At 35.2% G+C, this 25,403-nt stretch carries 24 protein-coding genes; 16 read left to right on the forward strand and 8 right to left on the reverse strand.

Going from position 1 to position 25,403, the window contains the following annotated elements; all coding sequences use genetic code 11:
- Positions 1 to 19: 19 nt before the first annotated feature.
- A complete protein-coding gene (locus tag MKY94_RS04945; protein ID WP_154311331.1) occupies positions 20 to 1,234 on the forward strand; it encodes a PepSY domain-containing protein in 1,215 nt (404 codons plus the stop codon).
- Positions 1,235 to 1,696: 462 nt separating this feature from the next.
- On the forward strand, positions 1,697 to 2,662 hold the full coding sequence (locus tag MKY94_RS04950; RefSeq protein ID WP_154311330.1) for a carbohydrate kinase: 966 nt from the start codon (positions 1,697 to 1,699) through the stop codon (positions 2,660 to 2,662).
- Positions 2,663 to 2,748: 86 nt separating this feature from the next.
- Here MKY94_RS04950 and MKY94_RS04955 read toward each other — a convergent pair whose 3' ends face one another.
- Positions 2,749 to 3,720, reverse strand: coding sequence for a proline dehydrogenase family protein (locus MKY94_RS04955; protein ID WP_191696694.1), 972 nt, complete (start codon positions 3,718 to 3,720; stop codon positions 2,749 to 2,751).
- 219 nt (positions 3,721 to 3,939) lie between these two features.
- On the opposite strand from MKY94_RS04955, the gene MKY94_RS04960 reads away from it, so the two are divergent.
- Both MKY94_RS04960 and MKY94_RS04965 read left to right on the forward strand, forming a co-directional pair.
- Positions 3,940 to 6,255, forward strand: a complete 2,316-nt coding sequence (locus MKY94_RS04960) for a 5'-nucleotidase C-terminal domain-containing protein (RefSeq protein WP_342578155.1) — start codon at positions 3,940 to 3,942, stop codon at positions 6,253 to 6,255.
- Between the two features lie 346 nt (positions 6,256 to 6,601).
- On the forward strand, positions 6,602 to 7,414 hold the full coding sequence (locus MKY94_RS04965; protein ID WP_342578156.1) for a hypothetical protein: 813 nt from the start codon (positions 6,602 to 6,604) through the stop codon (positions 7,412 to 7,414).
- Positions 7,415 to 7,614: 200 nt separating this feature from the next.
- Here the strand turns inward: MKY94_RS04965 and menC are convergent, their stop codons facing one another.
- The 4 genes from menC to MKY94_RS04985 form a co-directional block, all read right to left on the reverse strand.
- Entirely contained in the window at positions 7,615 to 8,730 is a 1,116-nt protein-coding gene (gene menC, locus MKY94_RS04970; protein WP_144537462.1) for an o-succinylbenzoate synthase, read from the reverse strand.
- Between the two features lie 30 nt (positions 8,731 to 8,760).
- Positions 8,761 to 9,048: a hypothetical protein gene (locus tag MKY94_RS04975; RefSeq protein ID WP_144537464.1), complete on the reverse strand. Its 288-nt coding sequence runs from the start codon at positions 9,046 to 9,048 to the stop codon at positions 8,761 to 8,763.
- A gap of 73 nt (positions 9,049 to 9,121) precedes the next feature.
- Positions 9,122 to 9,982, reverse strand: coding sequence for a MurR/RpiR family transcriptional regulator (locus tag MKY94_RS04980; RefSeq protein ID WP_144537466.1), 861 nt, complete (start codon positions 9,980 to 9,982; stop codon positions 9,122 to 9,124).
- Positions 9,983 to 10,175: 193 nt separating this feature from the next.
- Positions 10,176 to 10,322, reverse strand: a complete 147-nt coding sequence (locus tag MKY94_RS04985) for a hypothetical protein (protein ID WP_154311328.1) — start codon at positions 10,320 to 10,322, stop codon at positions 10,176 to 10,178.
- A gap of 211 nt (positions 10,323 to 10,533) precedes the next feature.
- Here MKY94_RS04985 and MKY94_RS04990 point away from each other — a divergent pair, with 211 nt between their 5' ends.
- Positions 10,534 to 10,731: a hypothetical protein gene (locus MKY94_RS04990; RefSeq protein ID WP_144537468.1), complete on the forward strand. Its 198-nt coding sequence runs from the start codon at positions 10,534 to 10,536 to the stop codon at positions 10,729 to 10,731.
- Positions 10,732 to 10,768: 37 nt separating this feature from the next.
- On the opposite strand, the gene MKY94_RS04995 is transcribed toward MKY94_RS04990, so the two are convergent.
- The gene (locus tag MKY94_RS04995) at positions 10,769 to 12,775 is read right to left on the reverse strand and encodes a thioredoxin domain-containing protein (protein WP_144537470.1); all 2,007 of its coding nucleotides are present in this window, start codon (positions 12,773 to 12,775) and stop codon (positions 10,769 to 10,771) included.
- Positions 12,776 to 13,042: 267 nt separating this feature from the next.
- Here MKY94_RS04995 and MKY94_RS05000 point away from each other — a divergent pair, with 267 nt between their 5' ends.
- Complete coding sequence (locus MKY94_RS05000; protein ID WP_342578157.1) at positions 13,043 to 14,242, forward strand: PD-(D/E)XK nuclease family protein; 1,200 nt, start codon at positions 13,043 to 13,045, stop codon at positions 14,240 to 14,242.
- Positions 14,243 to 14,380: 138 nt separating this feature from the next.
- On the opposite strand, the gene MKY94_RS05005 is transcribed toward MKY94_RS05000, so the two are convergent.
- Complete coding sequence (locus MKY94_RS05005; RefSeq protein ID WP_342578158.1) at positions 14,381 to 14,560, reverse strand: hypothetical protein; 180 nt, start codon at positions 14,558 to 14,560, stop codon at positions 14,381 to 14,383.
- Between the two features lie 433 nt (positions 14,561 to 14,993).
- Here MKY94_RS05005 and guaC point away from each other — a divergent pair, with 433 nt between their 5' ends.
- Both guaC and MKY94_RS05015 read left to right on the forward strand, forming a co-directional pair.
- Positions 14,994 to 15,977: a GMP reductase gene (gene guaC / locus MKY94_RS05010; protein WP_144537474.1), complete on the forward strand. Its 984-nt coding sequence runs from the start codon at positions 14,994 to 14,996 to the stop codon at positions 15,975 to 15,977.
- A gap of 103 nt (positions 15,978 to 16,080) precedes the next feature.
- A complete protein-coding gene (locus MKY94_RS05015; RefSeq protein ID WP_144537476.1) occupies positions 16,081 to 16,503 on the forward strand; it encodes a VOC family protein in 423 nt (140 codons plus the stop codon).
- Between the two features lie 170 nt (positions 16,504 to 16,673).
- Here MKY94_RS05015 and MKY94_RS05020 read toward each other — a convergent pair whose 3' ends face one another.
- The gene (locus MKY94_RS05020) at positions 16,674 to 18,038 is read right to left on the reverse strand and encodes an FAD-linked oxidase C-terminal domain-containing protein (RefSeq protein WP_151110980.1); all 1,365 of its coding nucleotides are present in this window, start codon (positions 18,036 to 18,038) and stop codon (positions 16,674 to 16,676) included.
- Between the two features lie 103 nt (positions 18,039 to 18,141).
- Here MKY94_RS05020 and MKY94_RS05025 point away from each other — a divergent pair, with 103 nt between their 5' ends.
- From MKY94_RS05025 to pxpB, 8 genes are all read left to right on the forward strand, one after another.
- Positions 18,142 to 18,810 carry a GntR family transcriptional regulator gene (locus MKY94_RS05025; RefSeq protein WP_151110978.1) on the forward strand — a complete coding sequence of 223 codons (669 nt, stop codon included), beginning with the start codon at positions 18,142 to 18,144 and terminating at the stop codon, positions 18,808 to 18,810.
- Positions 18,807 to 19,832 carry a DctP family TRAP transporter solute-binding subunit gene (locus MKY94_RS05030; protein WP_342578159.1) on the forward strand — a complete coding sequence of 342 codons (1,026 nt, stop codon included), beginning with the start codon at positions 18,807 to 18,809 and terminating at the stop codon, positions 19,830 to 19,832. The genes MKY94_RS05025 and MKY94_RS05030 overlap by 4 nt, the downstream gene beginning before the upstream one ends.
- A gap of 21 nt (positions 19,833 to 19,853) precedes the next feature.
- Positions 19,854 to 20,348 (forward strand): TRAP transporter small permease, encoded by a 495-nt coding sequence (locus MKY94_RS05035; protein ID WP_144537484.1) that lies wholly within the window; start codon positions 19,854 to 19,856, stop codon positions 20,346 to 20,348.
- The gene (locus tag MKY94_RS05040) at positions 20,345 to 21,634 is read left to right on the forward strand and encodes a TRAP transporter large permease (RefSeq protein ID WP_342578160.1); all 1,290 of its coding nucleotides are present in this window, start codon (positions 20,345 to 20,347) and stop codon (positions 21,632 to 21,634) included. The genes MKY94_RS05035 and MKY94_RS05040 overlap by 4 nt, the downstream gene beginning before the upstream one ends.
- Before the next feature lie 23 nt (positions 21,635 to 21,657).
- Positions 21,658 to 22,812, forward strand: coding sequence for an aminotransferase class I/II-fold pyridoxal phosphate-dependent enzyme (locus tag MKY94_RS05045; RefSeq protein WP_342578161.1), 1,155 nt, complete (start codon positions 21,658 to 21,660; stop codon positions 22,810 to 22,812).
- Positions 22,813 to 22,858: 46 nt separating this feature from the next.
- Positions 22,859 to 23,935, forward strand: coding sequence for a hypothetical protein (locus MKY94_RS05050; RefSeq protein ID WP_342578162.1), 1,077 nt, complete (start codon positions 22,859 to 22,861; stop codon positions 23,933 to 23,935).
- A 126-nt stretch (positions 23,936 to 24,061) separates the two neighbouring features.
- Positions 24,062 to 24,673: a pyroglutamyl-peptidase I gene (locus tag MKY94_RS05055; protein WP_342578164.1), complete on the forward strand. Its 612-nt coding sequence runs from the start codon at positions 24,062 to 24,064 to the stop codon at positions 24,671 to 24,673.
- A complete protein-coding gene (pxpB, locus tag MKY94_RS05060) occupies positions 24,666 to 25,403 on the forward strand; it encodes a 5-oxoprolinase subunit PxpB (RefSeq protein ID WP_342578165.1) in 738 nt (245 codons plus the stop codon). Before MKY94_RS05055 ends, pxpB begins: the two co-directional genes overlap by 8 nt.

Consider the following 25,403-nt stretch of genomic DNA (forward strand, 5'->3'; position numbering starts at 1 on the left):
GGGGGGAGGGAAAGCATGAATGAAATTTACTAAAATCAAAAAGTACTCATTGATTTTTGTATCAGTGACAGTTATTGTGGGCACTGGGTTCTTGTTGAATGTCACCCAATCGAACAGAAATTCTATATCAGAAAGTGAAGTTCGTTCCCAGCTAGAGCAATTATATGGTGCAGAGGTAACAGATATAACATTAAAAGAAGATGTGTATAAAGCACTTATTATGAAAAGCGGGACAGTTTATTTAGTTGAGATTAACCCTGAAAACGGTGACGTGTATTCATTGGAGCAAACTACTGAATATATGATTGAGGATTCAGCTTATTATGCAGGTAAAACACAAAGTGCTACATTTGACGATACTTTTGAAGTAATGGAATACCCATTGACTAGCAATATTCGACAAATAGAAAACAATAATAATATTGTGGTAGAAATGAGTCCAATCACACAAATTGAAATAAAAGAAAACAATAAAAACTCTATAAATAAAGTAGAAACTGCCCAAGCAACTGAGATTAAGTTAATCAAGTCTAGTATTTCTGCAACTTCTAAGATTGAGGAAAAGACTAACGATACTAAAGTTGATAAGCCGATAACAGAAGTGATTAAAAATGCAATAAAGGATGCCTTGAAAACTGAAAATACTAAAGTAGAGGAAGTTAAAAAAGACACCGTCAAAGAAAACGTTGCAAAAGCGGATGACACAAAAACAGAAGTAAAAACAGACTCTACTAAAATCGAGGGTATCAAAACAGATTCATCAAAATCAGAACCTGTAAAAAATGAAGTTTCTAAGACTGAAACTTCGAAGACAGAGAGTAATAAAACGGAGTCTGGTAAAGTGGAATCCGTTAAAACTGAAACTAGTAAAACAGAAACGACCAAAGCAGAAGAGGCAAAAAAAGAGGAAGTAAAAAAAGAAGAGGATGACTCTAAATCTTCCACTACTAGCACTACTCAAAGTGAGTCTAAAAAGCCTGAAGAACTAAAACCAGAGAAGCCAGCTACTGTTTTGATCACAGCTGAGCAAGCAACAAAAATAGCACAGCAACAACATAAGGGTACAGTTGAAAGTAATTCCTTTATAAAAACAAACGAAGGCGGTTACTATTTAATAGTAATGCAAACAGCGTCTACAGATGGTGAGTCAAAGGATAGTAAGGATAAGAAAACGAAAGCAACGATTCAGGTGCATGCGATTTCTGGAAAAATTCTTTCTGTGACATGGGAGTAATTAATTCTCATCAATTTCTAATAAAACTCTCTGTGTATTCTCATTTAGTTCCTATATGATGAACTTATAGCAAAATTAATATAAGTTGTTGAACAAGTTTTGAAGGAGCTTTTTCACCAACTAAGCATAATAGGGGATACTTTTTACACACGAGCGATAAAACGATGTGGAAGTAACGAAGGTAAAAAATTACGGCGATTTAAATATACCCTTGAGCGATAACAAGGAAAAACATCTCATTCTACCATCCCCGTAGAATGAGATGTTTTTATTATGTCTAAAGATAATTGCCTAGAGAGTATACAATTTGTATGATCGGACCTCTATTTGATTTCGCTTTTATTCCTAGTTTAAAATAAATGGACAATATAGGAGCAATATGGAAAAATTGTTTTGAATAAATAATCTAAATAAAAGTACTGAATAATTTTAGCTTACAATATTAATAGAGGTGAAAGACAAATGTATGACGTAGTAGCATTAGGTGAAATATTAATCGACTTCACTCCTTATGGTAAATCCGAAAATGGGAATATTTTATTTGAAAGAAATCCGGGCGGAGCACCAGCAAATGTACTAGTTATGCTGAGTAAGCTTGGATTAAAAACGTCCTTCATCAGTAAAGTAGGTGCAGACGAATTCGGAAAATTTCTAAAGGAAACTTTAGATTCCTATAAAGTAGATACAACTGGACTAGCTATAACTGACGAAGTGAACACCACTTTGGCTTTTGTTCATCTGCAGCCTAATGGAGATCGCTCTTTCAGTTTTTATCGAAAACCAGGTGCAGATATTACTTTGGAGGAAAAAGAAGTGAACTACAAATTAATAGACAGAGCCAAATTATTTCATTTTGGTTCTGTTTCAATGACTAATGAACCTGCAAGGCAAGCCACTCTTAGTGCAATTCAATATGCTAAAGATAAAGGATTACTTATTTCTTATGACCCCAATTTACGTGAAAACCTGTGGGAGGATTTGAAAGAAGCGAAGAAAATAATCTCCGATAGCTTATACTTTGCGGATATATTAAAAGTATCTGAAGAAGAGCTTCTTTTTTTAACCGATTCATCTGACTATAAAGAGGGAACAGAAACATTATATAGAAACTACGGAATCTCATTAATTTTTGTAACTCTTGGAGAAAATGGATGCTTTTTTAGATATAAGGATAAAACTGAAATTATTCCACCTTATGTAGTGAGAGCTATTGATACAACCGGATCCGGTGATGCATTCTTCGGAGCATTGTTGTACAAAATTTTAGAGAAATCTCCTATTGAAGAAATGAATATAGAAGGTCTAAAATCTAGTGTGCTCTTTGCAAATGCTGCAGGAGCATTAGCTGCTACTAAGAGAGGTGGCATACCTGCTCTTCCAGATTTAAAGGATATTACTCAGTTCCAAGAGGCAAACCATAAAATATAATTAAGAAATAAAATATTTTTGAATTATCTTCATGCTATTAACGAAAAAAACTGCACTACCTGTTGGTAGTGCAGTTTTTTTGTTTACTATTTTCTTTTTGTTAGTCTTCCGATGGCAAATGCACCAGCTGCAATACCAAGGATTGTATTTGTTTTTTTGTTGAAAACTTGTTTTACGACAAGGTTCATGTTCGCTGGTCGTTCTGCAAGGCGACGCATGAAGTATCCATACCAGTCTTTACCGAAAGGAACGTATGTGCAGAAGTTATAACCTTCTTTAGCAAGCTCTAGTTGCATATCCGTGCGGAAACCATATAGCATTTGGAATTCAAATTTGTCATATGAAATATTGTTGTCTTTGATAAATTGTTTAATATGGTTAATCACATTATGATCATGTGTTGCGATTGAAGTGAATTTACCATTCAATAAATGCCATTCAATTAATTCAATGTAATTTTTATCGATTTCTTCTTTTGTTTGGTAGGCTACATCTGCTGGTTCTTTATAAGCACCTTTTACGATTCGAAGTCGGAAGTTTTTATACTTTTGAATATCTTCAGCAGCTCGGAAGAAGTATGCTTGAATTACTGTACCTACGTTATCAAATTCCTTAGACAATTCGTCTAGGATATCAAAGGAAGGTTGTAAATGTTTGTTAGATTCCATATCGATATTAATAAATGTATCGTATTTTTTTGCTACTGCTGCGATATCTTTTAAGTTTTGTAATGCAAAATCATAATCTATATCTAGCCCTAATTGAGAGGGTTTTAATGAAATATGAGCATCAACCTGATGTTCTTCAATTGCTTCAATAACAGCGATAATTTGAGCTTTTGCTTCTAAAGCTTCTTCTTTTTCAAAAACAAACTCACCTAAATTATCTACCGTACAAGAGATACCTTGAGCATTAAGTTTTTTAATACTTTGCATTGTTTCTTCGATATTCGTTCCTGCTACAACATGTTGAGCACCCATTTTTAAACCATATTTTTTAGCTGCTCCGTTTAATGCTTTGTTTTCTGATAATGTCATAAAAATATCTTTTAACATGATAATACTCCTATCTCTATTGGGATAACTAATTATAACATAAATCACTTTCATTCGTAAAAATTAGCGTGAGTCGACAGGGAATTAACAAGAAAAATGATGAATTATTAAGATATTATAAATATTTGAAAACATCTTGCTAAATCTATTGAATTACGATAACTTTTAGTAGTATATGAATATTTTGACAGATCATATATTAGATAAACTAGGAGGTAAGACATGAAGAACAAGACGATCAAAAAAACGGCGGTAGCTGCAATTGTGGCGACATCATTATTTTCTGCATCTAGTATTTCCTTCGCAAGTACATCTATCCAACAGGTGATTGACAACGCAAGAAAAGATATCAAACAAGCTTCTTATTCTTATTCGACACCTGCTCAAGCAGGCAAATTGGCAACGAGCAAAGAATTATACCCTATATTAAATAAAGCAAAAGCAAATTATCAAAAAGCTAAAAACGAAATTAACAAATCTAATGTAAAGAATAAAGCAGCACTTCTAAAAAGCTTAGACGATTTATATTATGAACGTGTAACAAAAGGACTTATTCCGTATATCGATGCGTATAACTATGCTGACAAATATTTAACACCGATTATGAATGAAATTGAAGCAGCAGAAGCTAACAAAGACTGGGCTAAGATCGAAAAAGGTTACCATAAGCTATCTGCTCAATTAAAAACTAGAACTGCTATCTTATACCGCTTTACAGGAAGAGACGCTCGTCATCTATTACTAACTCAATATAAAGATCCAGCTAACGAAGTAAGAAATGAATTGATGGTTCCTGTAACTGTATTTATGAAAGTTAACCAAGCTGAAGCCCTACTTTCTGCAGGAAAACAGGATGAAGCAAACAAAGTGATTGCAACAATCCAGCCACTTCTAGAGAAACTCCCGAATGAAAAGGATCTACCAGCGGTTAACCAGCTTTTGGAGATGGTACACAGCTTAAATTCTCAAGTTGACGCAGATTTTTCTCTATCTCTAATGCATGTAAATGATACTCATGGTCATGTGGAGAAAGCACCAAAGCGAGTCACTGCAGTAAAGGAGTATAGAGCTTCTCACAAAGACGCTCTACTTATAGATGCAGGGGATGTATTCTCTGGAACGCTTTACTTCAATGAATTTAAAGGCCAAGCAGATTTAGAATTTATGAATCTAATGAAATATGATGTGATGACATTTGGTAATCATGAATTTGATTTAGGAACTTCTACAGAAGGACATAAAGCATTAAAAGAGTTTATCGAAAAATCTAATTTTCCGTTTGTTAGTTCAAACGTGGACTTCTCACAAGATGATTTGTTCAAAGGGTTATTTAATGTAAAAGTATCAGATGATCCTAAAAATGGACAAATCTACAGCGGTATTGTAAAAGAAATAAACGGTCAAAAAGTTGGTATCTTCGGTTTAACTACTGCTGAAACAGAAGGTATCTCAAGTCCAGAAAAAGTAAAATTCACTGACTACATTAAAGCAGCTCAAACTATGGTTGATGAGTTCGAAAAGCAAGGAATTAATAAGGTTATGGCTGTCACTCATATTGGTTATGATGACAACCCGGCAGTAGATAATGACTTAATGCTAGCAGCTGCAGTTACTGGAATTGATGTAATAGTTGGTGGACATAGCCATACAGAGCTGAAAAAGCCTGTAGTTGTAAGTAAAGATAGTAAAGGTGCTGAAAAGGATCCTACTGTTATTGTGCAAGCTTATCAATATAGTGATTTCCTAGGAACTTTAGAGGTAGACTTTGATAAAGAAGGTAAAGTAATTGCTCATGAAGGTGAGTTAATTCCAATTAAAGATCAAAAAGATGATGAGGAAGCCCTAAAGCTTTTTGAAAAGTACTCAACTAAAGTAAAAGAAATTGAATCAAAAGAAATTGGTGTATCTACGGAGAAGGATTTAGAAAATCCTCGAGTAAGCGAAGATGATTCACAGCCAAGCGTACGTAAAAACGAAACAATTTTAGGTAATATCATTACAGAAGGTATGCTAGCTAAAGCTAAAAAGTATGATAATAAAGTAATTATGGCGCTTCAAAATGGCGGAGGTATACGCTCAGAAATCAAAGCGGGACCAATCACAGTTGGTGATGTAATTACTGTTCTTCCTTTCGGTAATACACTAGCTACAATGGAAATCAGTGGTGCTGACTTAAAAGCAGCATTTGAGATTAGCTTCAAAACCTATCCAAAGGAAAATGGCGGATTCTTACATGTGGCAGGTGGTAAGGTAACATTTGATTCTTCTAAACCTGCTGGAGAGAGAGTCGTTTCCATTCAATACTATGGAGCAGATGGTAAATTAGTAGATATTAAGGATAATGAGACATATGTAGTTGCCACAAATGCGTTCACCGCTAAAGGTGGAGATAGCTATGATGTGTTTAAGAAAATCTACGAAGCTGGTAAAGTAACTGATTTAGGTCTTTCGGATTGGGAAAACCTACGTGAACAATTAGAGTCTCTTGTTAAAATACCTACAGAAATTGAAGGTAGAATTGTTGATGTAAAAAAATAAAATAAATCCTTTAAACCCCTTATCTTTTTAAAATAGATAGGGGGTTTTTATATGCACACTTATTTCCAACATAACGTAAAAAATAAACAAATATATTGTATGTGTGGTCGGAAATGGATTTCTATTACTCTAAAATTCACTTCTTTTTTATTTGTTCGTAATATTATGTCAGAACCTTCTCTTTCATAACAGTTGATTAACAATGATTTTACAACCGTTTAGTAAGAATTATGCGGGGTATTTTAAAGATTAGGCACCTGATATTTACACTTAGGTGTATATCTAACTTCCAGCTTCAAGTCGAAGCGAATGCTTACTTTCCAAAAGAAAGAGGAGGCGTTTTCTTATGAAGAAAACAGGTATAAAAGCAACAGCTGCAACAGCCCTTCTATCAGCTACAATTTTAGGAGGACCTTTAGTTGGCAGTGCACATGGAGGACCAGGAGATCACGGTGGCCCTAGTAAAGATAAGGGACATTCAAAAAACGGATATAAATCTCATCAAATGATGGAGAAAAGGGAACAGCAGAAAGATGAGCGTAGAGACGGATTAGAGCAGAAACGTGGCCAGTGGAACAATAATGTTGATAACGTCAGTAATGTACAGGATAAAAAAATTGATAGAAGTAAAGGAAATGCGGGAGTGGCCCATCAGGATAGGGAACATGTGAAACCAAATATGCCAGAAGTTTCAGGAGTTACTTTTGCAGTAGCAGACGCTTATGGTAAAAATACTATTTTGCCACTGTTAGCAAACATTAATACAGCAGAGGCGAACTTAGATTGGCCAGTCCTTGCAGAAAATTATCATCTGCTATCTAAGGAATTAAAATATGGCACGGCTATTTTTTATAAAACGACCGGTGAAGAAAATAGTAGTACCCTGATCGCTAACTATAAAGCACCTGCAGAAGAAGCAAGGGGAAAGCTAGCTTTACCATTGTCCATTTATACAGGACTAGTCCAAGCTGAAAAAGAGCTGGATGAAGGTAATGTAGCGAAGGCATGGAAAAAAATTGAGAAACTTAAAGTACTAGCGAGCAAATTAGACAATGTGGAAAACAATGCTTTACAAAAGGACATAGTGAATAAAGTAAATGCTTTAGAGGAAAATGTAAAAAATAATCTCCCAGATCAAACTTTCTCTAAGCAACTATAGGCTTTAATAAAGTGATCTCCCTTACTTGCTAAAGTTGTAATTTGATAGCTTAAACAGAATAAAATTAATAAAAGGGTTGTAAGTGTAGCTTGGCACTTACAACCCTTTTAGTAAAGTATATGCTTTCTTTTTATCTACAGCGAGCCTCTATAGAAAAAGCTATAGTAGATGGTCGTTTAATTGTTTACTAACTTGATTTCTTAATATGCTGATTTAAATATCCAACGGTCTATTGTGAATTTTTTTATAGTCTCCATATTCGGTTCATAGCCTATTCCGTATCCAGTCGGGGCAGTAATGTATCCATCTTTAGCAATAACCTCTGGACTAATAATATCCTCATCCCAATAACGGGAAGAACTAGATGTATCTCCTGGAAGAGTAAAGTTTGGTAAGGTTGTAAGCGCAATGTTGTGTGCCCTACCGATACCGGCTTCTAGCATACCTCCACACCAAACAGGTATATTTTTTTCCATGCAATAGTCATGTATTTTTTTCGCTTCTGTAAGTCCGCCAACACGACCTATTTTAATATTAATAACTTTAGCGCTGCCTAATTCTACTGCTTTTTTAACATCCTCTAGTGAGAGAATACTTTCATCCAAGCAGATGGGAGTTTGTATTTCATTCTGTAGCTTAGCGTGGTCTACAATATCATCGTAATCTAGTGGTTGCTCTATCATTAATAGATTATATTGGTCGAGCTCTTTTAATAATGAGATGTCTTTAAGTGTATAAGCTGAATTAGCATCGGCCATTAAAGGTATATTTGGGAAAGCTTCTCTTAGAGCTGCTATTAAATTGACATCTTGTCCAGGTTTTATTTTGACTTTAATACGTTTATAACCTTCATGTATGTAACGACGGACTACGTTTAATAGCTGCTCTGTGCTCTTTTGTAAACCAATACTTACTCCTACTTCAATTTTTTTAACTGAACCACCGAGTGCCTCGGAAAGTGTTAAGTGATTTCTTTTTGCGTAAAGGTCCCAAATGGCTCCCTCTATACCGGCCTTTGCCATATTGTTTTTTCTTATAGGAGAGAATATGGCAGATACTTCGTCAGGGTGGTTTATTTGTTTATTTAACACTAAAGGGATTAAAAAATCTTTTATGATATGTAAATTGGTTTGAAAGGTTTCCTCGTTATACCAAGGCGCTTGGAAGGCAGTAGTCTCACCCCAGCCGATATTTCCCTCTTTATCCATGACTTCAACGAGTAGGAAAGGCTTCTCTTGAACACTACCAAAGCTAGTGACAAAAGGGGTTTTCATATTCATATTCAGATGATGTAACGTTATTTGTTGAATGATCAATTTTATATGGCTCCTTTGTTTGGAGGTACTTCAGGATTTTTTAATAAACTGATAATAATTCACCGGCTCATTGGTTTTTCGAACTGCAATAATAGAGTAATCCTCTATAAATAAAGTTTGAATAATTTTTCTAATTTGCAGATTCCACTTTAATGCTAAATCAGGCTCGGTAACCCGCATTTCCTGTATCAGTTGAGGAATTGGCACCTCATATGCGTCCTCTGTCGGAATAAATAAACAAGGTTCAATTAATACTGGATAATTATGTTCTGTAATGGCAATTTGAAATGGTTGTTTAAAAGTTTTATTTTCCGACATCCAATTATCCTCCACTTTCTCACTCTTAATCTACCACTTTTTCATAACTGTTTCATTGATATTCCATGTAATTTTATGAATCCTCGTCAGTACTTTCAAAAAGAAAATGACTCGGAATACTTTGATACATAATCTGCCTATTTTTGAAGGCATCCTTTTGCTCCACAATTAACCCAGAAACGATAGCATTCATAAATGAAAATAAGGGGGCTACTGCATCAAAGGTCGATTTATTTTGAGAAAACACAGGAAATAATACGTCGCTAAATTCATGAATAGGAGCGAGCATAGAATCACTGATACCAATAACATAAGCCTTTTGTTTTTTGACAAGCTCAGCAATTTGAAGTGTTTCCTTCAAATAACGATGAAACGATATAATGATGACAACTGAATTCGAGTTCATCTGGGAGACAGTTCTAATCACATCTTCAGTATCTGGTCTTATAAAGTGAACATTTTCTTTTACTAGCCCTAAAGAAAAGGAAAGCCAATTCGCTGCTGGATATGAAGTACGTAGGCCCAAAACGTATATTGCTTTAGCCTTTGACAGGCGCTGAACAGCTGCATAATAAGAAGCAGCATCTATTTGATCCATAGTTGTGAGGATGGATTGGCGATCTTTCTCCATAACCTGTTTATGAAAACTATCTTCTTGAGACAGCTCAATTTCTGTGTGCTGATAGGGGCTAGTCGTGGGTTCATTTATAAAAAAATGTTCTCGCATTCGTTTTTGAAGCTCCACATAGCCTGAAAAGCCAAGAGAATATGAAAATCGTATAACAGTTGATTCACTTATCCCTATTCTTCCACCTAATTCGGCGGCGGAACAAAGCGCAATATCTCTAGGATGATCTAGTACATAAGTAGCCATCTTTTTTTGACTTTTAGACATACTAACGAAGTTATCTCGAATCAGATTATGTAATATCACATTGTTCTCCTTTTGAAGTTAAGGCATTATTTGAGATCCTTTTTGAAGTAGAAGCTTCATTTTCTATTATTGCTTAATTTATCATAATATTCCATTGATTACAATTACTTTTTGGTAAATGGTAGTTATTACGTAAATTGTTTATAATAGCTTAATCGTAAAACGAAAAAACCCACTTATTAGTGGGTTGAAATTATTTTGTATTTTCTTTTTTCTCGTTTTTTTTATCCTCTTCGGCGTCAAAATCAGGACAACCTTCTCCAACCATGTTAAGAGAGGCGATCTCATCTAAATCTCGCCTTCTTTTCATTTCATTCGGATCAACAGGATTTGAATGCAATTATTATCCCCTCTCAACTTTTACTTCAATATATTCTTTCAAAAAAGAAAAAAGTCCAAAAAAATATTTTGTCCATAAAAAATTGCTTAAATTTGTATTATGTGCAGGAATTAAATCACAAAATGTAATAATCACGTCAAAAAAATGATTCTGATAATTGTAAAAATAAAATGAAATAGTAAAATAAAATTAATAGAGGGGAGCGTTAATCGTGCCAGTTAAACATTTTGTCCATGGAATGAATAAAAGTATTAGTCATGTCGAAAAATCTGTAGAACAAATGGTATTTCAAACGAGTATGACTAAGGCGGAACAACAACAAATTATGCAAGCTTTACTAGAACTAAGTGAAAAAGTAAAACTGATTGAAACATATATTAATATGGAAAAAAGAAAAGACATCTCTTAATGTCATTTCTTTTAACAAATATTTAAGCAGGCCCAGGTTATAAAGACTCGTAAGAAAGTGCCTCAGCAATTTTTGTGATCTCTGTCAAAGGTGGATGACAAATATTGTTTTGACATATTTGCACAGATAAAGCCTGTGGCGATTCGTTCATTGACCACACATCAAATGGTCTGTATGTTGTCTGCAGGAGAGTGGTAATATCTCCAAATGGATGACCGCTTAATTTTATTTGTCTACCATTACTATTTTGTGACATAAAGCCAATTAGTAAAGAAAGATGAGAGGTAGGGTACAGTGTGATTTCCTCAGCAAAAGTTGTGACTGTTCTTTCAGCCTCTTTCAGTAGAGCCATGTCATCTGTAATTTTTGCTAGTTTCCATAACTGCCAGGCAATGGTTCCGTTTCCGGAAGGAATAACCTGATCCATCACGATTTTTTCTCGAACCAATAGTTTTTCGGCATTATTGCTTGTAAAATAAAATCCTCCGTTTACTTCATCCTTAAATTGCTGTGTAATTATTATTGCTGTTTTTTTAGCTTTTTCTATATATTTTTCTTTTCCTGTAGCCTCATATAGTTCGATAAATGCCCATAATAAATTAGCATAGTCACCCAAATATGCGATATGCTTTGTCTCGCCTTCTCGATATGTTGCATATAGTGTGCCTTCCCTTATAAGATGGGATTCTATAAATTGAAGTGCATCTTTTGCTAATTCGATAAAGGGAGAGTTAGTAAATACGGCTCCTGCCTTTGCAAGTGCAGCGATCATCAACGCATTCCAAGAAGTAATCACTTTGTCATCCAAATGAGGGGAGACACGTGATTGACGCTGCATTAATAGCAAGGTCCTTGAATTCTCTATACGTTCCTCCCATTCATCCTCTGATATATTAAACTCTTCTAGAATAGAAGCTGGATCGATATAAATCAGGTTCGGTATGTTTTCGCCCTCGAAATTTCCTTCTTCCGTAATATCATAGGTCTTAGCAAAAAGTAAGCCTTCCACGTCTCCTAAGACCTCCATTATTTCATGATAAGACCAAGTATAATACGTACCTTCTTTACCTTCACTGTCTGCATCAAAAGCAGAATAAAATGCACCATTTGGATGTAACATTTCTCTTTTAAGAAATTTAACCGTATTATAAACAATTTCTTCATATTGCGGGATTCTGGTGATTTGGTACGCCTCTGTATAAACCATTAGAAGTAAGGCTTGATCATATAACATTTTTTCAAAGTGAGGTACAAGCCAAACCTCATCTGTAGAGTATCTAGCAAATCCATAGCCAAGATGATCATAAATTCCACCACGAGCAATCCCATCTAAAGTAGTTTCTACTATGTTTAGAGCGTCTGCATCCTTTGTTGTATCATAGTATCTCATCAAAAAGAGCAGGTTAAGAGGAGAGGGAAACTTTGGCTCTTTTCCGAATCCGCCATATTGGGAATCAAACATACTCGATAAATGTTTGAACGCAGTTTCAAATATAGAAGGTGGTAGAGTTTTGTCTTGACCCATTTCCTTTTCGGTAGCTTGAAGTGCCGCAGTGAGCTTTTCACTAATCTCTTCTATATGTTCAAATTCGTTTTGAAATACATTATGTAATCGTGGCAGCAATTCAAGCAAGCCGGGTTTTCCGTACTTTTGTTCCTTTGGAAAGTAAGTTCCTGCATAAAAGGGCTTTTGCTCAGGTGTTAAAAAGACATGGAGTGGCCATCCTCCTTCTCCAGTTAGCATCTGGCAAACGGTCATATAAATAGAATCAATATCCGGGCGTTCCTCTCGATCAACCTTTATGGATATAAAATACTTATTTAAAATGTCGGCGATTTCTTGATCCACAAAAGATTCTTGTTCCATCACGTGACACCAATGACAACTACTATATCCAATACTAACAAAGACCGGCTTGTTCTCTAGTTGTGCTTTTTCAAATGCCTCCTTGCTCCATGTAAACCATTCGACTGGATTATAAGCATGTTGCAGTAAATAAGGAGATTTTTCAGTGATTAGTCTATTAGGTTTATTATTAGGCATTAAATCAACTTCCTTCTGTAAGAATGATTTATTTGTACTTTACCCAATAATTGATCTTTTAATAGTTATCAATGGCTTTAGTATTATATTTTCTTATATATAAAGCAGAGTTAACATCTAGTTTGTATAGAAAAATATATAAATATAATTATATTATATTTGTCTTTTTAAATGGTACAATGTGGAATGTATATAGTGTAAAGGGATTTATATACATAAGATTTTAGTAACTAATAGGTAATAAATACAAAAGGATTGTGTATGTAAATGAAATTAGAATTGCTTTTAAATGAAGTAAAGAATATTAAGGGAAATCATGAACTTATTCAACGGAAAACTGGAGGCTACTATAATATTTTTGAGATTACCAATATTGCTCATGATGAGGTACGGATATGCCGTTTCCTCTATGATTTATTAAATCCGAAGGGTAGTCATTATCAAGGAAATATTTATTTACAACTTTTTATCGAACATGTCCTTCAATTAGAAATACCTTTAACGGAAATAGAACACGTTAATGTATATCGTGAATTCTTAATTGAAAATAATCGGAGAATTGATTTAGTCATTCAGACGCCTAATTATTTTATTCCAATTGAAGTTAAAATTTTTGCAACAGATCAAGAAAATCAGTGCGCAGACTATTTAAAAGTAGCCCAAAATGCCAACGTTTTTTATTTAACTCGTTTTGGTGAAATGCCTTCTGATAATAGCATTATAGAGAAGAAACACATTACTCCAATCTCTTTTTCTCTAGATATTATCAAATGGTTAGATAAATGTCTTGAGCACCGTGATATTATCAAGGTTGCATCCATACGAGAGGTACTTTTTCAGTTTCAATCAGCTATTAGGAATTTTACAAACCAATTGGAGGATGAGCAAGAGATGGAAATAAAAGAGCTGCTAAAAACCTCGTCTGCATCAATGAAAAGTGCTGTTGCAATTGAGAAGAGTTTAAAAGGGGTAAAAACTGATTTATTGCTTCGTATATTTAAAGGATTAGAAGAACGCATAGGGTTGGGAAAATTACATAATACATATGATTATGAATTTAATAACATGAAAAAAATAGAAACCTTTTATGATGTAAAGGGCAGTACTTGTCCAGGGATTAGTTATTTATATAAAGAAAATGTGAAGCCAGGAGTGGATATTTGGTTTCGACTTGAAATAGAAGATTATTTAGATGCTGGATTTGTCGTGGCTAAAAATTCAGAGCTTACTCAACAGGTTTTAACTGAAGAAGAAATTAAACTTCATATTCCTCATTTAAATCCCGAGCTCTTAAACTGGTGGGCGTATTGGGAACACTTACCTGTAGATGATGCAAATCAAGTTCCTAATTTTAAATATTTAGATGATGAAAATTTATATTTTAAGCTTTTTGATGAATGGTATTTTAAAGAATTTATAAACGAGTCAATGAAACGAATTGAATTAATTTTTCCATATAGAAAGTAAAGTAATTTTCGAGGTAGGATTTTTTTGCTCTATCATTATACAGTTGCTAGTAGAACGCGAACGTAGCTAATACCCCTCAAAAAGCCCAAAAAATGAATCATGTTTACATAAAAGTAAACATGATTCAAAACAAATCGGCTACAAGCTAATACCGGTAGAAAGTAGTAAAAAGTTTAGTGAAACAATTGCTACTGAGATGTGCATTAAAACTGTTAACCAGTTTTTGCTCGAGCTTTGGAAATCCTGTACAGTCATAGCTACTGACCATATGAAAATAAACAAATATGCTAATTGTAAAAATATTGCTGGCAACATCATAACACCTCCTCTTTTCTATCATATTGCGACGAGAGGAAAAGAACTCCACTAATGTCTATCTTTTATTTATTAGACTTTTATTGAATGTAAAAATGTTAACAATGGCATGCTAAAGCTATGAATTTAGTATCTCTCTTACAACTGTTAATTTCACATAAAGATGAGATAACAAATGCAGAAGTTAAGTTGCATAAAGTATGGTGATTTCTACTAACTATGAACGCATTAGCTTTGGAAAGCGACAAGTTCTCTATGAAGCCTATGGATCTTTTTGATGCTGTAACTGTCTCAGTCGTCCTAATGGTTTTCGCGACCTCCTGGAAATAAAGTTATAAAACCTTTGACAAGCTATAATAAATCGTGTAAATTATCCAATGTACGAACAATTTATCTTTTATACAATAAAAATATTCGTGTTTGGGAGTGTTGTAACGTGGAAAACGTATTTGATTATGAGGATATTCAATTAATTCCTGCGAAGTGTGTGGTTAACAGTCGTTCTGAATGTGATACTACAGTTTCTTTAGGTGGACATAAATTTAAATTACCGGTTGTGCCTGCAAACATGCAAACAATCATTGATGAAAAAATTGCATTGTATTTAGCGGAAAATGGATATTTTTATATTATGCATCGTTTTCAGCCAGAGGAACGTGTAGATTTTATTAAGAATATGCAATCCAAAGGTTTAATCGCATCTATTAGTGTAGGTGTAAAAAAAGAAGAATATGATTTTGTTGAACAATTGGCTAATGAAGCATTAGTTCCTGAATTTATTACAATAGATATTGCTCATGGTCATTCTAACGCAGTAATCGATATGATAAAGCATATTAAAAAACATATACCGAAAAGCTTTGTCATTGCTGGTAACGTGGGAACGCCTGAAGCTGTGCGTGAGTTAGAAAACGCTGGTGCAGACGCTACGAAGGTAGGAATTGGACCAGGCAAGGTGTGCATTACAAAAATCAAAACTGGCTTTGGAACTGGCGGTTGGCAATTAGCTGCATTACGCTGGTGCGCAAAAGCTGCTAGTAAACCAATTATAGCGGACGGTGGAATTCGTACCCACGGTGACATAGCTAAGTCTGTAAGATTTGGAGCATCCATGGTAATGATCGGTTCGCTATTTGCAGGACACGAGGAATCTCCTGGAGTAACAATTGAAAAAGATGGTAAACGTTTTAAAGAGTATTTTGGATCAGCTTCTGAGTTTCAAAAAGGTGAAAAGAAAAATGTAGAAGGCAAAAAAATGTTCGTTGAGCATAAAGGGAATCTTGAGGATACCTTAAGAGAGATGGAGCAGGATTTACAATCTTCTATTTCTTATGCAGGTGGAAACAAACTTGACGCTATACGTAATGTAGACTATGTAGTCGTTAAAAACTCCATCTTTAATGGAGATAAAGTATATTAAAAAGTATCTTATTTTGGAAATAATTTCTATTAATTAACAAGGTGATATGGTACAATTTCTCTGAGATTATTATTTCAATAACAAAAAATAGGGAGTGTTTCATATGGCTGTTAATGTATATATTAACTTTAATGGGAATTGTCGAGAAGCAGTAGAATATTATAGCCAAGTTTTTAAAACAGAAGAGCCACAAATAATGACTTTTGGTGAAGCACCAAAAGATCCAAACTTTAGTCTTCCAGATGAGGTCAAAGATTTAGTTATGCATACTCGTCTTAATATTGGTGGTAGTAATGTGATGTTTTCAGATACTTTCCCTGATTATCCTTTTGTTGTTGGAAATAATATTAGTTTAGCTTATATGAGCGAAGACGAGGCAGAAATTAAAGCCGCTTTTGAAACTCTTAAAGAGGGTGGAAAAGTTGGTATGGATATACAAGAAACCTTTTGGAGTAAGTGCTACGGAATTGTAACAGATAAATTCGGGATTGAGTGGCAATTGAGCCTTGAAATGAATAACCATTAGTACATTTTAAAGAGGATGGGACAAAACCCACCTTAGAAAATTACGAGTCCCGAAAATTTACCGATTAGTAAATTTTCGGGACTCTTTTCTATTACATAGTGGTGTTCTCCGCTACAGTGGACGCTTTCCTAGGGCACGGATCGAGCCCATAGTCTCTCCCACACGCTATCTTAAATAAATATCTTGCCTGGATTTAAAATACCATTCGGATCAAAAAGTAATTTAATAGACTTCATCAATTCTACCGCTTCGCCATGCTCTTTTAGTTGATACTTCATCTTCCCGACACCTACACCATGCTCACCTGTACAGCTCCCACCTAATTCTATTGCTTTCATGGCAATTTGGTCGTCTGTATATTTTGCTTTAGCTTTTTCTACAGGATCGTTAGGATCATACATGACCATCGTATGGAAATTACCGTCACCTACGTGTCCAAACACACCACCGATAAGACCGCTTTCCTCTAATAGTGTACGACCGAATACTACCATCTCGGCTAGCTTAGAGATAGGTACGCATGCATCGGCACCAGTAGAAGCTTTTCCTTTAATATGCTTGTAAGAATAGGCTAGCTCATGACGAGCCTTCCACAAATCGGCACGATCTTTTGGGGTATTGGCGCGTTCCCAATTGCTACAACCGAATTCCTTCATTAATTCTTCTACAACCGAAGCTTCCTCTTCAACAATGTTAGGTGTACCTGCAAATTCAAAGAATAGTGAATGCTCTTCTGGGAACGCATAGCCCCCATAACTATTCACTTGTTTAATACTCTCAGCATCTACTAGCTCCATTCTAAGTACTTGTATCCCACAGGACAAGACTGCCTGAGCAGCTTCTGCACATTCTCCAGGTGTATTAAATGTACAACGTGCAGCTAAAACCTTTTCAGGTATGCCATGTAGCTTGAGTGTAGCCTTTGTAATAACTCCTAACGTCCCTTCGGAGCCAGCCATTATTCCATTCAAGTTGTAGCCAGAAGAGGACTTCTTCGCCTTTGAACCAGTATGTATGACAGTGCCATTTGCTAGAACAACCTCTAAATCTAATATTTGGTCTCTCATAGACCCATATCGTACGGCCGTTGTGCCGCTTGCATTATTTGCGATCATTCCACCAATCGATGCATCCGCACCGGGATCAATTGGAAAGTAAAGTCCATGCTTATTTATAAATTCGTTTAGCTGAAGTCGGGTGATGCCTGGCTCTACTGTTATCATCAAATCCTCAGGATAGAATTCTATAATTTTTTTCATATTATCGAAGTTCATAGAAATTCCTTTGTGAATCGGAATAGCTTGACCTTCTAGTCCGGATCCTGCTCCATAGGGGGTAACAGGAATTTTATGCTCATTTGCTATTTTCAATACTTTCACAATATCTTCTACGCCTTCTGGAAAGTACACAAAATCTGGCTCCACGTAGGGATGGGAGGATTCATCTCGACTATGTCTATATAATTCTGATTCGCTTTTACTTATTTTTTCTTTTCCAAGTACCTCTAAAAATTGCTCATATAAATAGGTTTCCATGACAATCCTCCTGTAAATCTAAAAATTCAAAATATTTATTTACAATAATATTAACATAATATATTATTCATGTATACAGTATACAGAAAGGAGAATGCTCTTTGTGAAAAAGCTATTTCCAAAAGAATCTCTTGCTGATCAAGCTTTTAAGGCTTTAAAGGATGCAATTATTACGGGCAAACTTCCCCAGCAGGAAGAATTACCAGAAGAAAAGTTAGCGGTAGATTTAGGGATTAGCAGAACTCCAATACGTGAAGCTATAAAAAGGCTAGCAGTCGAGGGTCTTGTACAGTTAAATAAGTCTAAACCAGCAACTGTAGCAACTTTTAAGAAAGAGGACGGACTCCATTATATGGAGATACGAAGGCTTTTAGAAATCTACAACATCGACAAACATGCCCATCAAATCTCTGAGGAGATACTGTGCGCCTTACAGGATAACCTAGTGGAGCAATTAGCATCGATTAAAAACGAAAGCTACAATACATTTATTGACTTAGACCAACAATTTCATTTGCTAATCGGAAGTATAGGAGCCAATCGCAAATTGAGTGAGCTGATAAATGAAGCCAATGCTGGAAGTAATCGTGCTTTTTTAATACTCTCCAACACGTTAGAGGTCAGTGCAGAGGAAGCCTATTATGAGCATGAAGAAATTTTAAAAGCGCTTCGAATACATCATAACGATTTAGCCAAACAACTTATGACTCGTCATCTAGATAATGTAGAAAGAAGATTTTTATCATATTTTAATGAGGAGGATAAGAAATGAAGAAATTATTCACATTACTAATTATTACATTAATTACGTTAAGTGCATGTGGAAGACCATCCACCAATACATCAACATCTAGCTCGGGGGAAGAACAAGATCAATATACTATTAATCTTGCATATTTGGTGTCCGAAGAGCAGTCCACACATTTAGCAGCCAAAACATTTAAGGAAAAGCTAGAAGAAGAATCTGATGGACGTTTAAAAGTAGAGTTATTTCCAAATGGACAGCTATACCCTTCAGACAGAGAGGCTATTGAAGCTGTTCAGTTAGGTAACATCGAAATGACTATTCCAGCAGTAGCACCATTGGCATCTTTCAATAAAAAGTTCATGGTTTTTGATTTGCCATTTTTGTTTAATGATCATGAGGCAGCATATAGAGCGCTTGATGGAGATTTAGGGGATAAGTTGCTTGCGGAATTAGAGAGTAATGATATGAAGGGATTGGTTTTCGCTGAGAACGGCTTCCGTCATATGTCTAATAACAAAGGTCCAATTGAAGGTATAGCAAATCTGAAGGGGTTGAAATATCGAACGCTTGAAAACCCCGTACATACGGATACCTTTAAGGCCTTTGGGGCAAATGCCTCTCCATTTGCTTTTGGCGAATTATACACAGCACTTCAACAAAATACATACGAAGCAATGGAGTCTCCAATTTCTTTGTATTATACTAACAAATTTTATGAGGTTCAGGATTATCTAACTCTTACTAGTCATGTTTACGCTGCAACTATTTTGTTGATGAACAATGATTTCTATAATAGCTTACCTGATGACTTGCAGGAGCTAGTACAAACTGCTTCTGAGGAATACAGAACAGAACAACGAGAAATTGCACAAAAACAAGATGTAGAATTCCTAAAAAAATTACAAGAAGAAGGAATGAAAGTCAATGAACTGACTGAAGAGCAACGCAACGAATTCAAAGATGCAACTCAATCTGTTTATGACAAATACGTAACTGAAATAGGAGAGGATCTTGTCAATATGGCAGAGGAAGCAAACAAACAATAATGGAGCAGGGGTGAAATGTATATGCTAAAGAAATTTGCCAAGTTCGAAGAGATATTGCTAGTCTTCTCCCTAGTTTTAATGGTTGCACTTATTTTTGGTCAGGTAATAGGCAGATATGTCTTCTCCTCAGCACCAAGCTGGACAGAGGAAATGGCAAGATATATTCATATTTTCCAAGTTTGGATTGGCGCAAGCTATGCGGTCAAATTAAGGCAGCACATTAGAGTGGAAGCGTTTATTACTCGCTTCCACGGGGTGTTTCGCCAAGTTCTAGAAATATTATCTATCCTGATTTGGTTTGCAATGGCACTATTTTTGGCGGTATTTGGTACAGAACTTGTTCTGAGTAGTATTAATCATGGTCAACTGGCACCAGCTATGCAAATTCCTATTTGGATTCCTTATTTGGCTATACCACTTGGTGGAATTGGAATGGCAATTCGGTTAGTGATTCAAATAAAAGAAGTCATACGCGGCAATTATGAAAAGCCTGAAGAAGAGGAGATCATTCTATGACAGTAGCTCTTTTGTTTGGTACTTTGTTTATTTGCCTATTGATTGGTGTTCCTATTGCAATCTCCTTAGGGGTTTCTGCTTTAGTCGCTATTTATTTCGGTTCGAACCTTCCACTCGGCATTATAGCTCAAAAAGCATTTACATCTTTGGATTCTTTCCCGCTATTGGCAATCCCTTTTTTCATGTTAGCAGGGGTTCTGATGAGTAAAGGGGGAGTCTCTAAAAGGTTATTGGATATGGCTGCAGCCTTAGTAGGTTGGATTGTTGGAGGGTTATCGTTAGTAACTATTGTGGCATCTATGTTTTTTGCAGCTATATCAGGATCAGGACCTGCAACGGTAGCAGCAATTGGTGGTTTTATGATTCCTGAAATGAAAAAAAAGAAATATGATGGTGGATTTGCCGCTGCTGTTTCCGCTTCTGCAGGATCCATAGGTGTGATTATTCCACCAAGTATTCCTTTTGTTCTTTATGGAGTAATTGGGAGTGTGTCCGTAGGAAGTATGTTCCTTGCAGGAATATTACCTGGTATTATTATCGGTATTGGTCTTATGATCACTGCTTATTTTATTGCTAAAAAACGTGGCTATAAGTCAGAGGACAACGGAAGCTTTTCATTTAAGGATGTATTAAAAGCTACATACGATGCAAAATGGGCATTGCTAATACCTATAATTATTTTGGGTGGGATTTACGGGGGCTTTTTCTCTCCTACAGAAGCTGCAGTAGTAGCAGTCGTCTATGCATTAATAATTGGATTGTTCGTGTACAAGGAGCTTACCTGGAAATCTGTTTTTGAATGCTTCCGTGAAGCGGTCGTCATTAATGCTACTACGATGATCATTATTGGACTTTCAGTATCTTTTGCGTATTTCATGACTTTAGAACAGGTACCCAATGATATTTCTTCTTTCTTGACTGAATTATCTACCAATCCAATTGTCATTTTAATAGCTATTAACATCATACTATTAATAGTAGGAATGTTTATCGATACAATATCTGCATTAGTCATCCTAACACCAATCCTTTTGCCAATTGTTATTGCAGTCGGTGTCGACCCTATTCATTTTGGGGTAATATTAGTTACTAACTTAGCGATTGGTTTTATCACACCACCACTTGGTGTAAACTTGTTTGTAGCTTCTAGTGTAGGTAATGTGAAGTTTGAAAAAATAGTAATGGCTGTCATTCCGTTTTTATTCAGCATGATCGTTTGCTTAATCCTAATTACATTCTTACCGAGTCTGTCTTTATGGCTTCCAAGCATTCTAGGCAATAAATAATTGTGAAAGAAGGATAAATAGATATGTCTTTACACATTAATCCACGTGCAAGAGCACTTGAACAACCTGGCATTCGTCAGTTTTCTAACCAGCTCGTTAACTTCCCAAATGCTATTAATCTTACAATAGGACAACCAGATTTTCCAACTCCACAGGCAGTAAAGGATGCTGGAATAAATGCTATTCAAAATAATTTAACTGGATATTCTCATAATGCTGGATTAATAGAATTACGAGAAGCAGTTAATAATTTTTTTACAGACAAATATGGTTTCTCCTACAATCCTGCTAAGGAAATTGTCATTACGAACGGTGCCAGTGAAGCCATCGACACAGTATTTCGAACAATTTTGGAAGAGGGCGATGAAGTTATATTGCCAGCTCCTATCTATTCCGGCTATGAACCTGTCATTAAATTTTGTGGTGCTAAGATTATTTATCTAGATACGACAAACACTGGTCTTCAACCATCAACCGATGCACTGGAAAAACTTATAACCGATAAAACAAAAGCTATTTTGTTTAATAATCCATCTAATCCTACGGGAATGGTCATTGAAAAGAACGTAATGGATGAGCTAGTTGAAATGCTGAAGGATAAGGAAGTTTATATTGTATCTGATGAGATTTATAGTGAAAATACCTTTTTAGGAGAGCATGTTTCCTTTGCTTCATATCCGGTGCTACGAGAGAAATTATTTTATATCCACGGCGTTTCAAAATCCCATTCAATGACAGGCTGGAGAATTGGATTTATATTAGGGCCTGAAAAAATTATGGAGCATGTGCTTAAAGTACATTTATACAATTCAATTTGCGCTTCCTTGCCATCACAGTATGGTGCGTTAGAGGCATTAACGAATTCGAAAGATATCCCAAGTGCGATGAATGTAGAGTATGTAACAAGACGTGATTATGTATATAATCGTTTGTTAGAAATGGGCCTACCTGTCATTAAGCCTAATGGAGCATTTTATATATTCCCTTCTATAGAAGCATTTGGCATAAAGTCATTTGATTTTGCTACTAAGTTGCTACATGAAGGCGGTGTTGCTGTTGTTCCCGGTAGTACATTTACTCCATATGGAGAAGGATATATTAGAATTTCCTACGCTTATTCCATGGCAGTTTTAGAAGAGGGTTTAAATCGTTTAGAACGTTTTATAGAAAAACTATAATTAATAGTCCCAAAGAATTCTATTACATGACGAAATGGAGAATACAATGAAAAAAATTATTTCGTATTCACTTGCAATTGGTATTTTTAGTAGTGCTCTTTTTACTCCAGTGGCTAATGTACATGCGGCTTCTCTAACAAAAGCGGAAACACTTGTTCAGAGAGCGCAGAAAGAAGCGACGGCTCTAAAATGGCAAATTTCCTTCGAGCATACTAAGTCTATTAAAACTCCAGATATGAGGGTTTTTAATTCGACTAAATCAGCTTACCTAGCGGCACAAAAAGAAATTGCAGCGATCAAGGACTCTGCAAAAAGAGTTGAACTAGAAAAAAGGTTAGAGGAAACGGTAGGGAGCCATTATAAGCGTTCCATGGGATACGTGGATGCAATCACGTCTGGAAATAAAATTCAGAAACTATCAGATACTCTGGAACTAGAGTACAGGAAGGACCCAAGCTCTAAACTTACGGAAACAGCTTATCGTGCCTTGTCTGAGGAGATTAAAAAACAAGGAAAGCTTCTCTATAAAGTATACGGCAAGTCTACGCGTGAAGCTTTTATTTCTAAATATAAGTCGCCTGCCGAACAGATGCTGCTTAATGTAAAGTCTGCAAAAACAGCTACAGGCTTAATCAATGACCTGGATCAGGCGATTCAAAAGAAAGCAAAACAACAGGAAAAGGATTCTATTTTAAATCAGTTGTTTTTAAGTTTAGAAGCGCTAAAAGATGATTCTATGTATTATCAATTATTTGATGAATACAGCAAGATAATTCGAAAAGACTCTAATTTTCTTTCTCAAGAAAAAGAATTAACAGCTTATTTTGAACATATGAATCAGCTAATAAATAAAAAGGATATAGCTGGAGTTTTTGCATTGTATAGTGAGGAATTTCCGGACTATCAATATTTGAAAGAAGATATTCAAGGCTCTTTCAATGAAAATGATACAAAATTCGAATTGTTAAATGCATATGTCTATACAATCATTAGTGATTATGCCTATGTTGAAGTGGAGGACTTGGCGACAACTGGGAATAAGAAGGAATCTATTTTAAATGTATACTTACTGAAAAAAGAAAGTAAGGAATGGAGAATTGTGGATATTTTTACTCCTTACTAATACATGAATTCTAACAACCAATGGGTTATAAACTTGTTGGTTGTTATTTTTTGTTTGAAAGAATGTTAGAATTATTAATATAGAAAATTCTAATAACTTTATAATTGCTTTCAAGGAGGAAAATAAATGAAGAAACTTCTTTTAACAGGATTTGAACCGTTTTTAAATTTTACAGTAAATCCAACTATGAAAATTGTAGATGAATTGGATGGTTTAGAAATCAATGGTTATAAAGTGGTTAGTAGAATCCTAACGGTAGACTTTCTTTTGTCTGGGCAACAATTACTTCAATTATTGGAGGATGAAAAGCCAAATGTCCACATTTCATTGGGCTTAGCAGCTGGCAGATATAAAGTCACTCCGGAGAGAATTGCTATTAATGTTAAAGATGGAGATGCAGACAACGTAGGAAATAGACCAATTGATGAACTTATTCAACCAGAGGGAGAACCAGGTTACTATTCCACGCTACCAATTCGTAAAATGGTTAATAAGCTAATTGAAAGAGGTTTTCCTTCAGAAATTTCTAATACCGCCGGCACTTATCTTTGTAATAATGTGATGTATGAAGCATTACATTACGTGAATACGACTAAGAGTTCTATAATATCAGGGTTTATTCATATCCCAGCCTCTCATGAACTGGCTATTGAGCATGGTAAAGTTCCAAGCTGGTCTCATGAAGATTTAAAAAATAGTGTTATCACTTGTATAAGTGTTTTAGATTCTAATGAATAGAGATAAGCCTACGTTCTTTAGAACAGGTGAGAGAACCCTGCGTTTTAGTTTCCAGGAGGCTATTAGTCACGAAATACTAAGTAACGTACATTCCTTTGCCGAAATGATTTCTTTGGAATGGAGTCATTATATAGAAGAAATCGTACCAAGCTACCATACGGTTACTGTTTTTTTCTACACTTCGTCTACTTTAGAGAAGGCAAATATAGAGGAATTACTAATAAAATGGCAACATCAAAAGCAAATGGATAAAAATAAATCGACTAGATTAGTACATATTCCGGTTTGTTATGAAGAGTCATTTTCAATTGATATAGATAGAATAACTTCTATTAATAAATTATCTAAAGATGAGATTATTAAACTTCATACGCAAACTTTATACACCGTGTATATGGTTGGATTCTTGCCTGGTTTTCCTTATTTGGGTGATTTAAATAAAGATATTTGCGTGTCACGTTTAGATAAACCCAGAGCTTTTGTACCAAAAGGATCTGTTGGAATTGGTGGGAGTCAAACAGGTATATATCCAATCGACTCTCCAGGAGGCTGGAATATAATTGGTAGGACCCCTTTGGAAATATATTCGGTTAATCGAAAATCACCATTTTTATTGAAAGCAAGAGATCTTCTTCAGTTTTATCCTATTTCTTTGAATGACTACAAAGAGTTAGAAATCGAATTGAAAAAAGATCCGGAGGCAATTTACCGTTTTGTAGAGGAGCTGTGA

It is taken from the genome of Psychrobacillus sp. FSL K6-2843 (assembly GCF_038626375.1).
GTDB lineage: Bacteria > Bacillota > Bacilli > Bacillales_A > Planococcaceae > Psychrobacillus > Psychrobacillus faecigallinarum.

Excerpts from the sequence above, each read along its gene's own strand:
- pxpB (WP_342578165.1), top strand. The coding sequence starts at position 24,666 with ATGAATAGAGATAAGCCTACGTTCTTTAGAACAGGTGAGAGAACCCTG.
- MKY94_RS05000 (WP_342578157.1), top strand. The coding sequence starts at position 13,043 with ATGAAATTAGAATTGCTTTTAAATGAAGTAAAGAATATTAAGGGAAAT.
- MKY94_RS05005 (WP_342578158.1), bottom strand. The coding sequence starts at position 14,560 with ATGATGTTGCCAGCAATATTTTTACAATTAGCATATTTGTTTATTTTC.
- MKY94_RS05035 (WP_144537484.1), top strand. The coding sequence starts at position 19,854 with ATGCTAAAGAAATTTGCCAAGTTCGAAGAGATATTGCTAGTCTTCTCC.
- MKY94_RS04995 (WP_144537470.1), bottom strand. The coding sequence starts at position 12,775 with ATGCCTAATAATAAACCTAATAGACTAATCACTGAAAAATCTCCTTAT.
- MKY94_RS04960 (WP_342578155.1), top strand. The coding sequence starts at position 3,940 with ATGAAGAACAAGACGATCAAAAAAACGGCGGTAGCTGCAATTGTGGCG.
- MKY94_RS05055 (WP_342578164.1), top strand. The coding sequence starts at position 24,062 with ATGAAGAAACTTCTTTTAACAGGATTTGAACCGTTTTTAAATTTTACA.
- MKY94_RS04950 (WP_154311330.1), top strand. The coding sequence starts at position 1,697 with ATGTATGACGTAGTAGCATTAGGTGAAATATTAATCGACTTCACTCCT.
- MKY94_RS04945 (WP_154311331.1), top strand. The coding sequence starts at position 20 with ATGAAATTTACTAAAATCAAAAAGTACTCATTGATTTTTGTATCAGTG.
- MKY94_RS04975 (WP_144537464.1), bottom strand. The coding sequence starts at position 9,048 with ATGTCGGAAAATAAAACTTTTAAACAACCATTTCAAATTGCCATTACA.
- MKY94_RS05020 (WP_151110980.1), bottom strand. The coding sequence starts at position 18,038 with ATGGAAACCTATTTATATGAGCAATTTTTAGAGGTACTTGGAAAAGAA.
- MKY94_RS05050 (WP_342578162.1), top strand. The coding sequence starts at position 22,859 with ATGAAAAAAATTATTTCGTATTCACTTGCAATTGGTATTTTTAGTAGT.
- MKY94_RS05030 (WP_342578159.1), top strand. The coding sequence starts at position 18,807 with ATGAAGAAATTATTCACATTACTAATTATTACATTAATTACGTTAAGT.
- MKY94_RS04965 (WP_342578156.1), top strand. The coding sequence starts at position 6,602 with ATGAAGAAAACAGGTATAAAAGCAACAGCTGCAACAGCCCTTCTATCA.
- MKY94_RS05040 (WP_342578160.1), top strand. The coding sequence starts at position 20,345 with ATGACAGTAGCTCTTTTGTTTGGTACTTTGTTTATTTGCCTATTGATT.
- MKY94_RS05015 (WP_144537476.1), top strand. The coding sequence starts at position 16,081 with ATGGCTGTTAATGTATATATTAACTTTAATGGGAATTGTCGAGAAGCA.
- MKY94_RS05045 (WP_342578161.1), top strand. The coding sequence starts at position 21,658 with ATGTCTTTACACATTAATCCACGTGCAAGAGCACTTGAACAACCTGGC.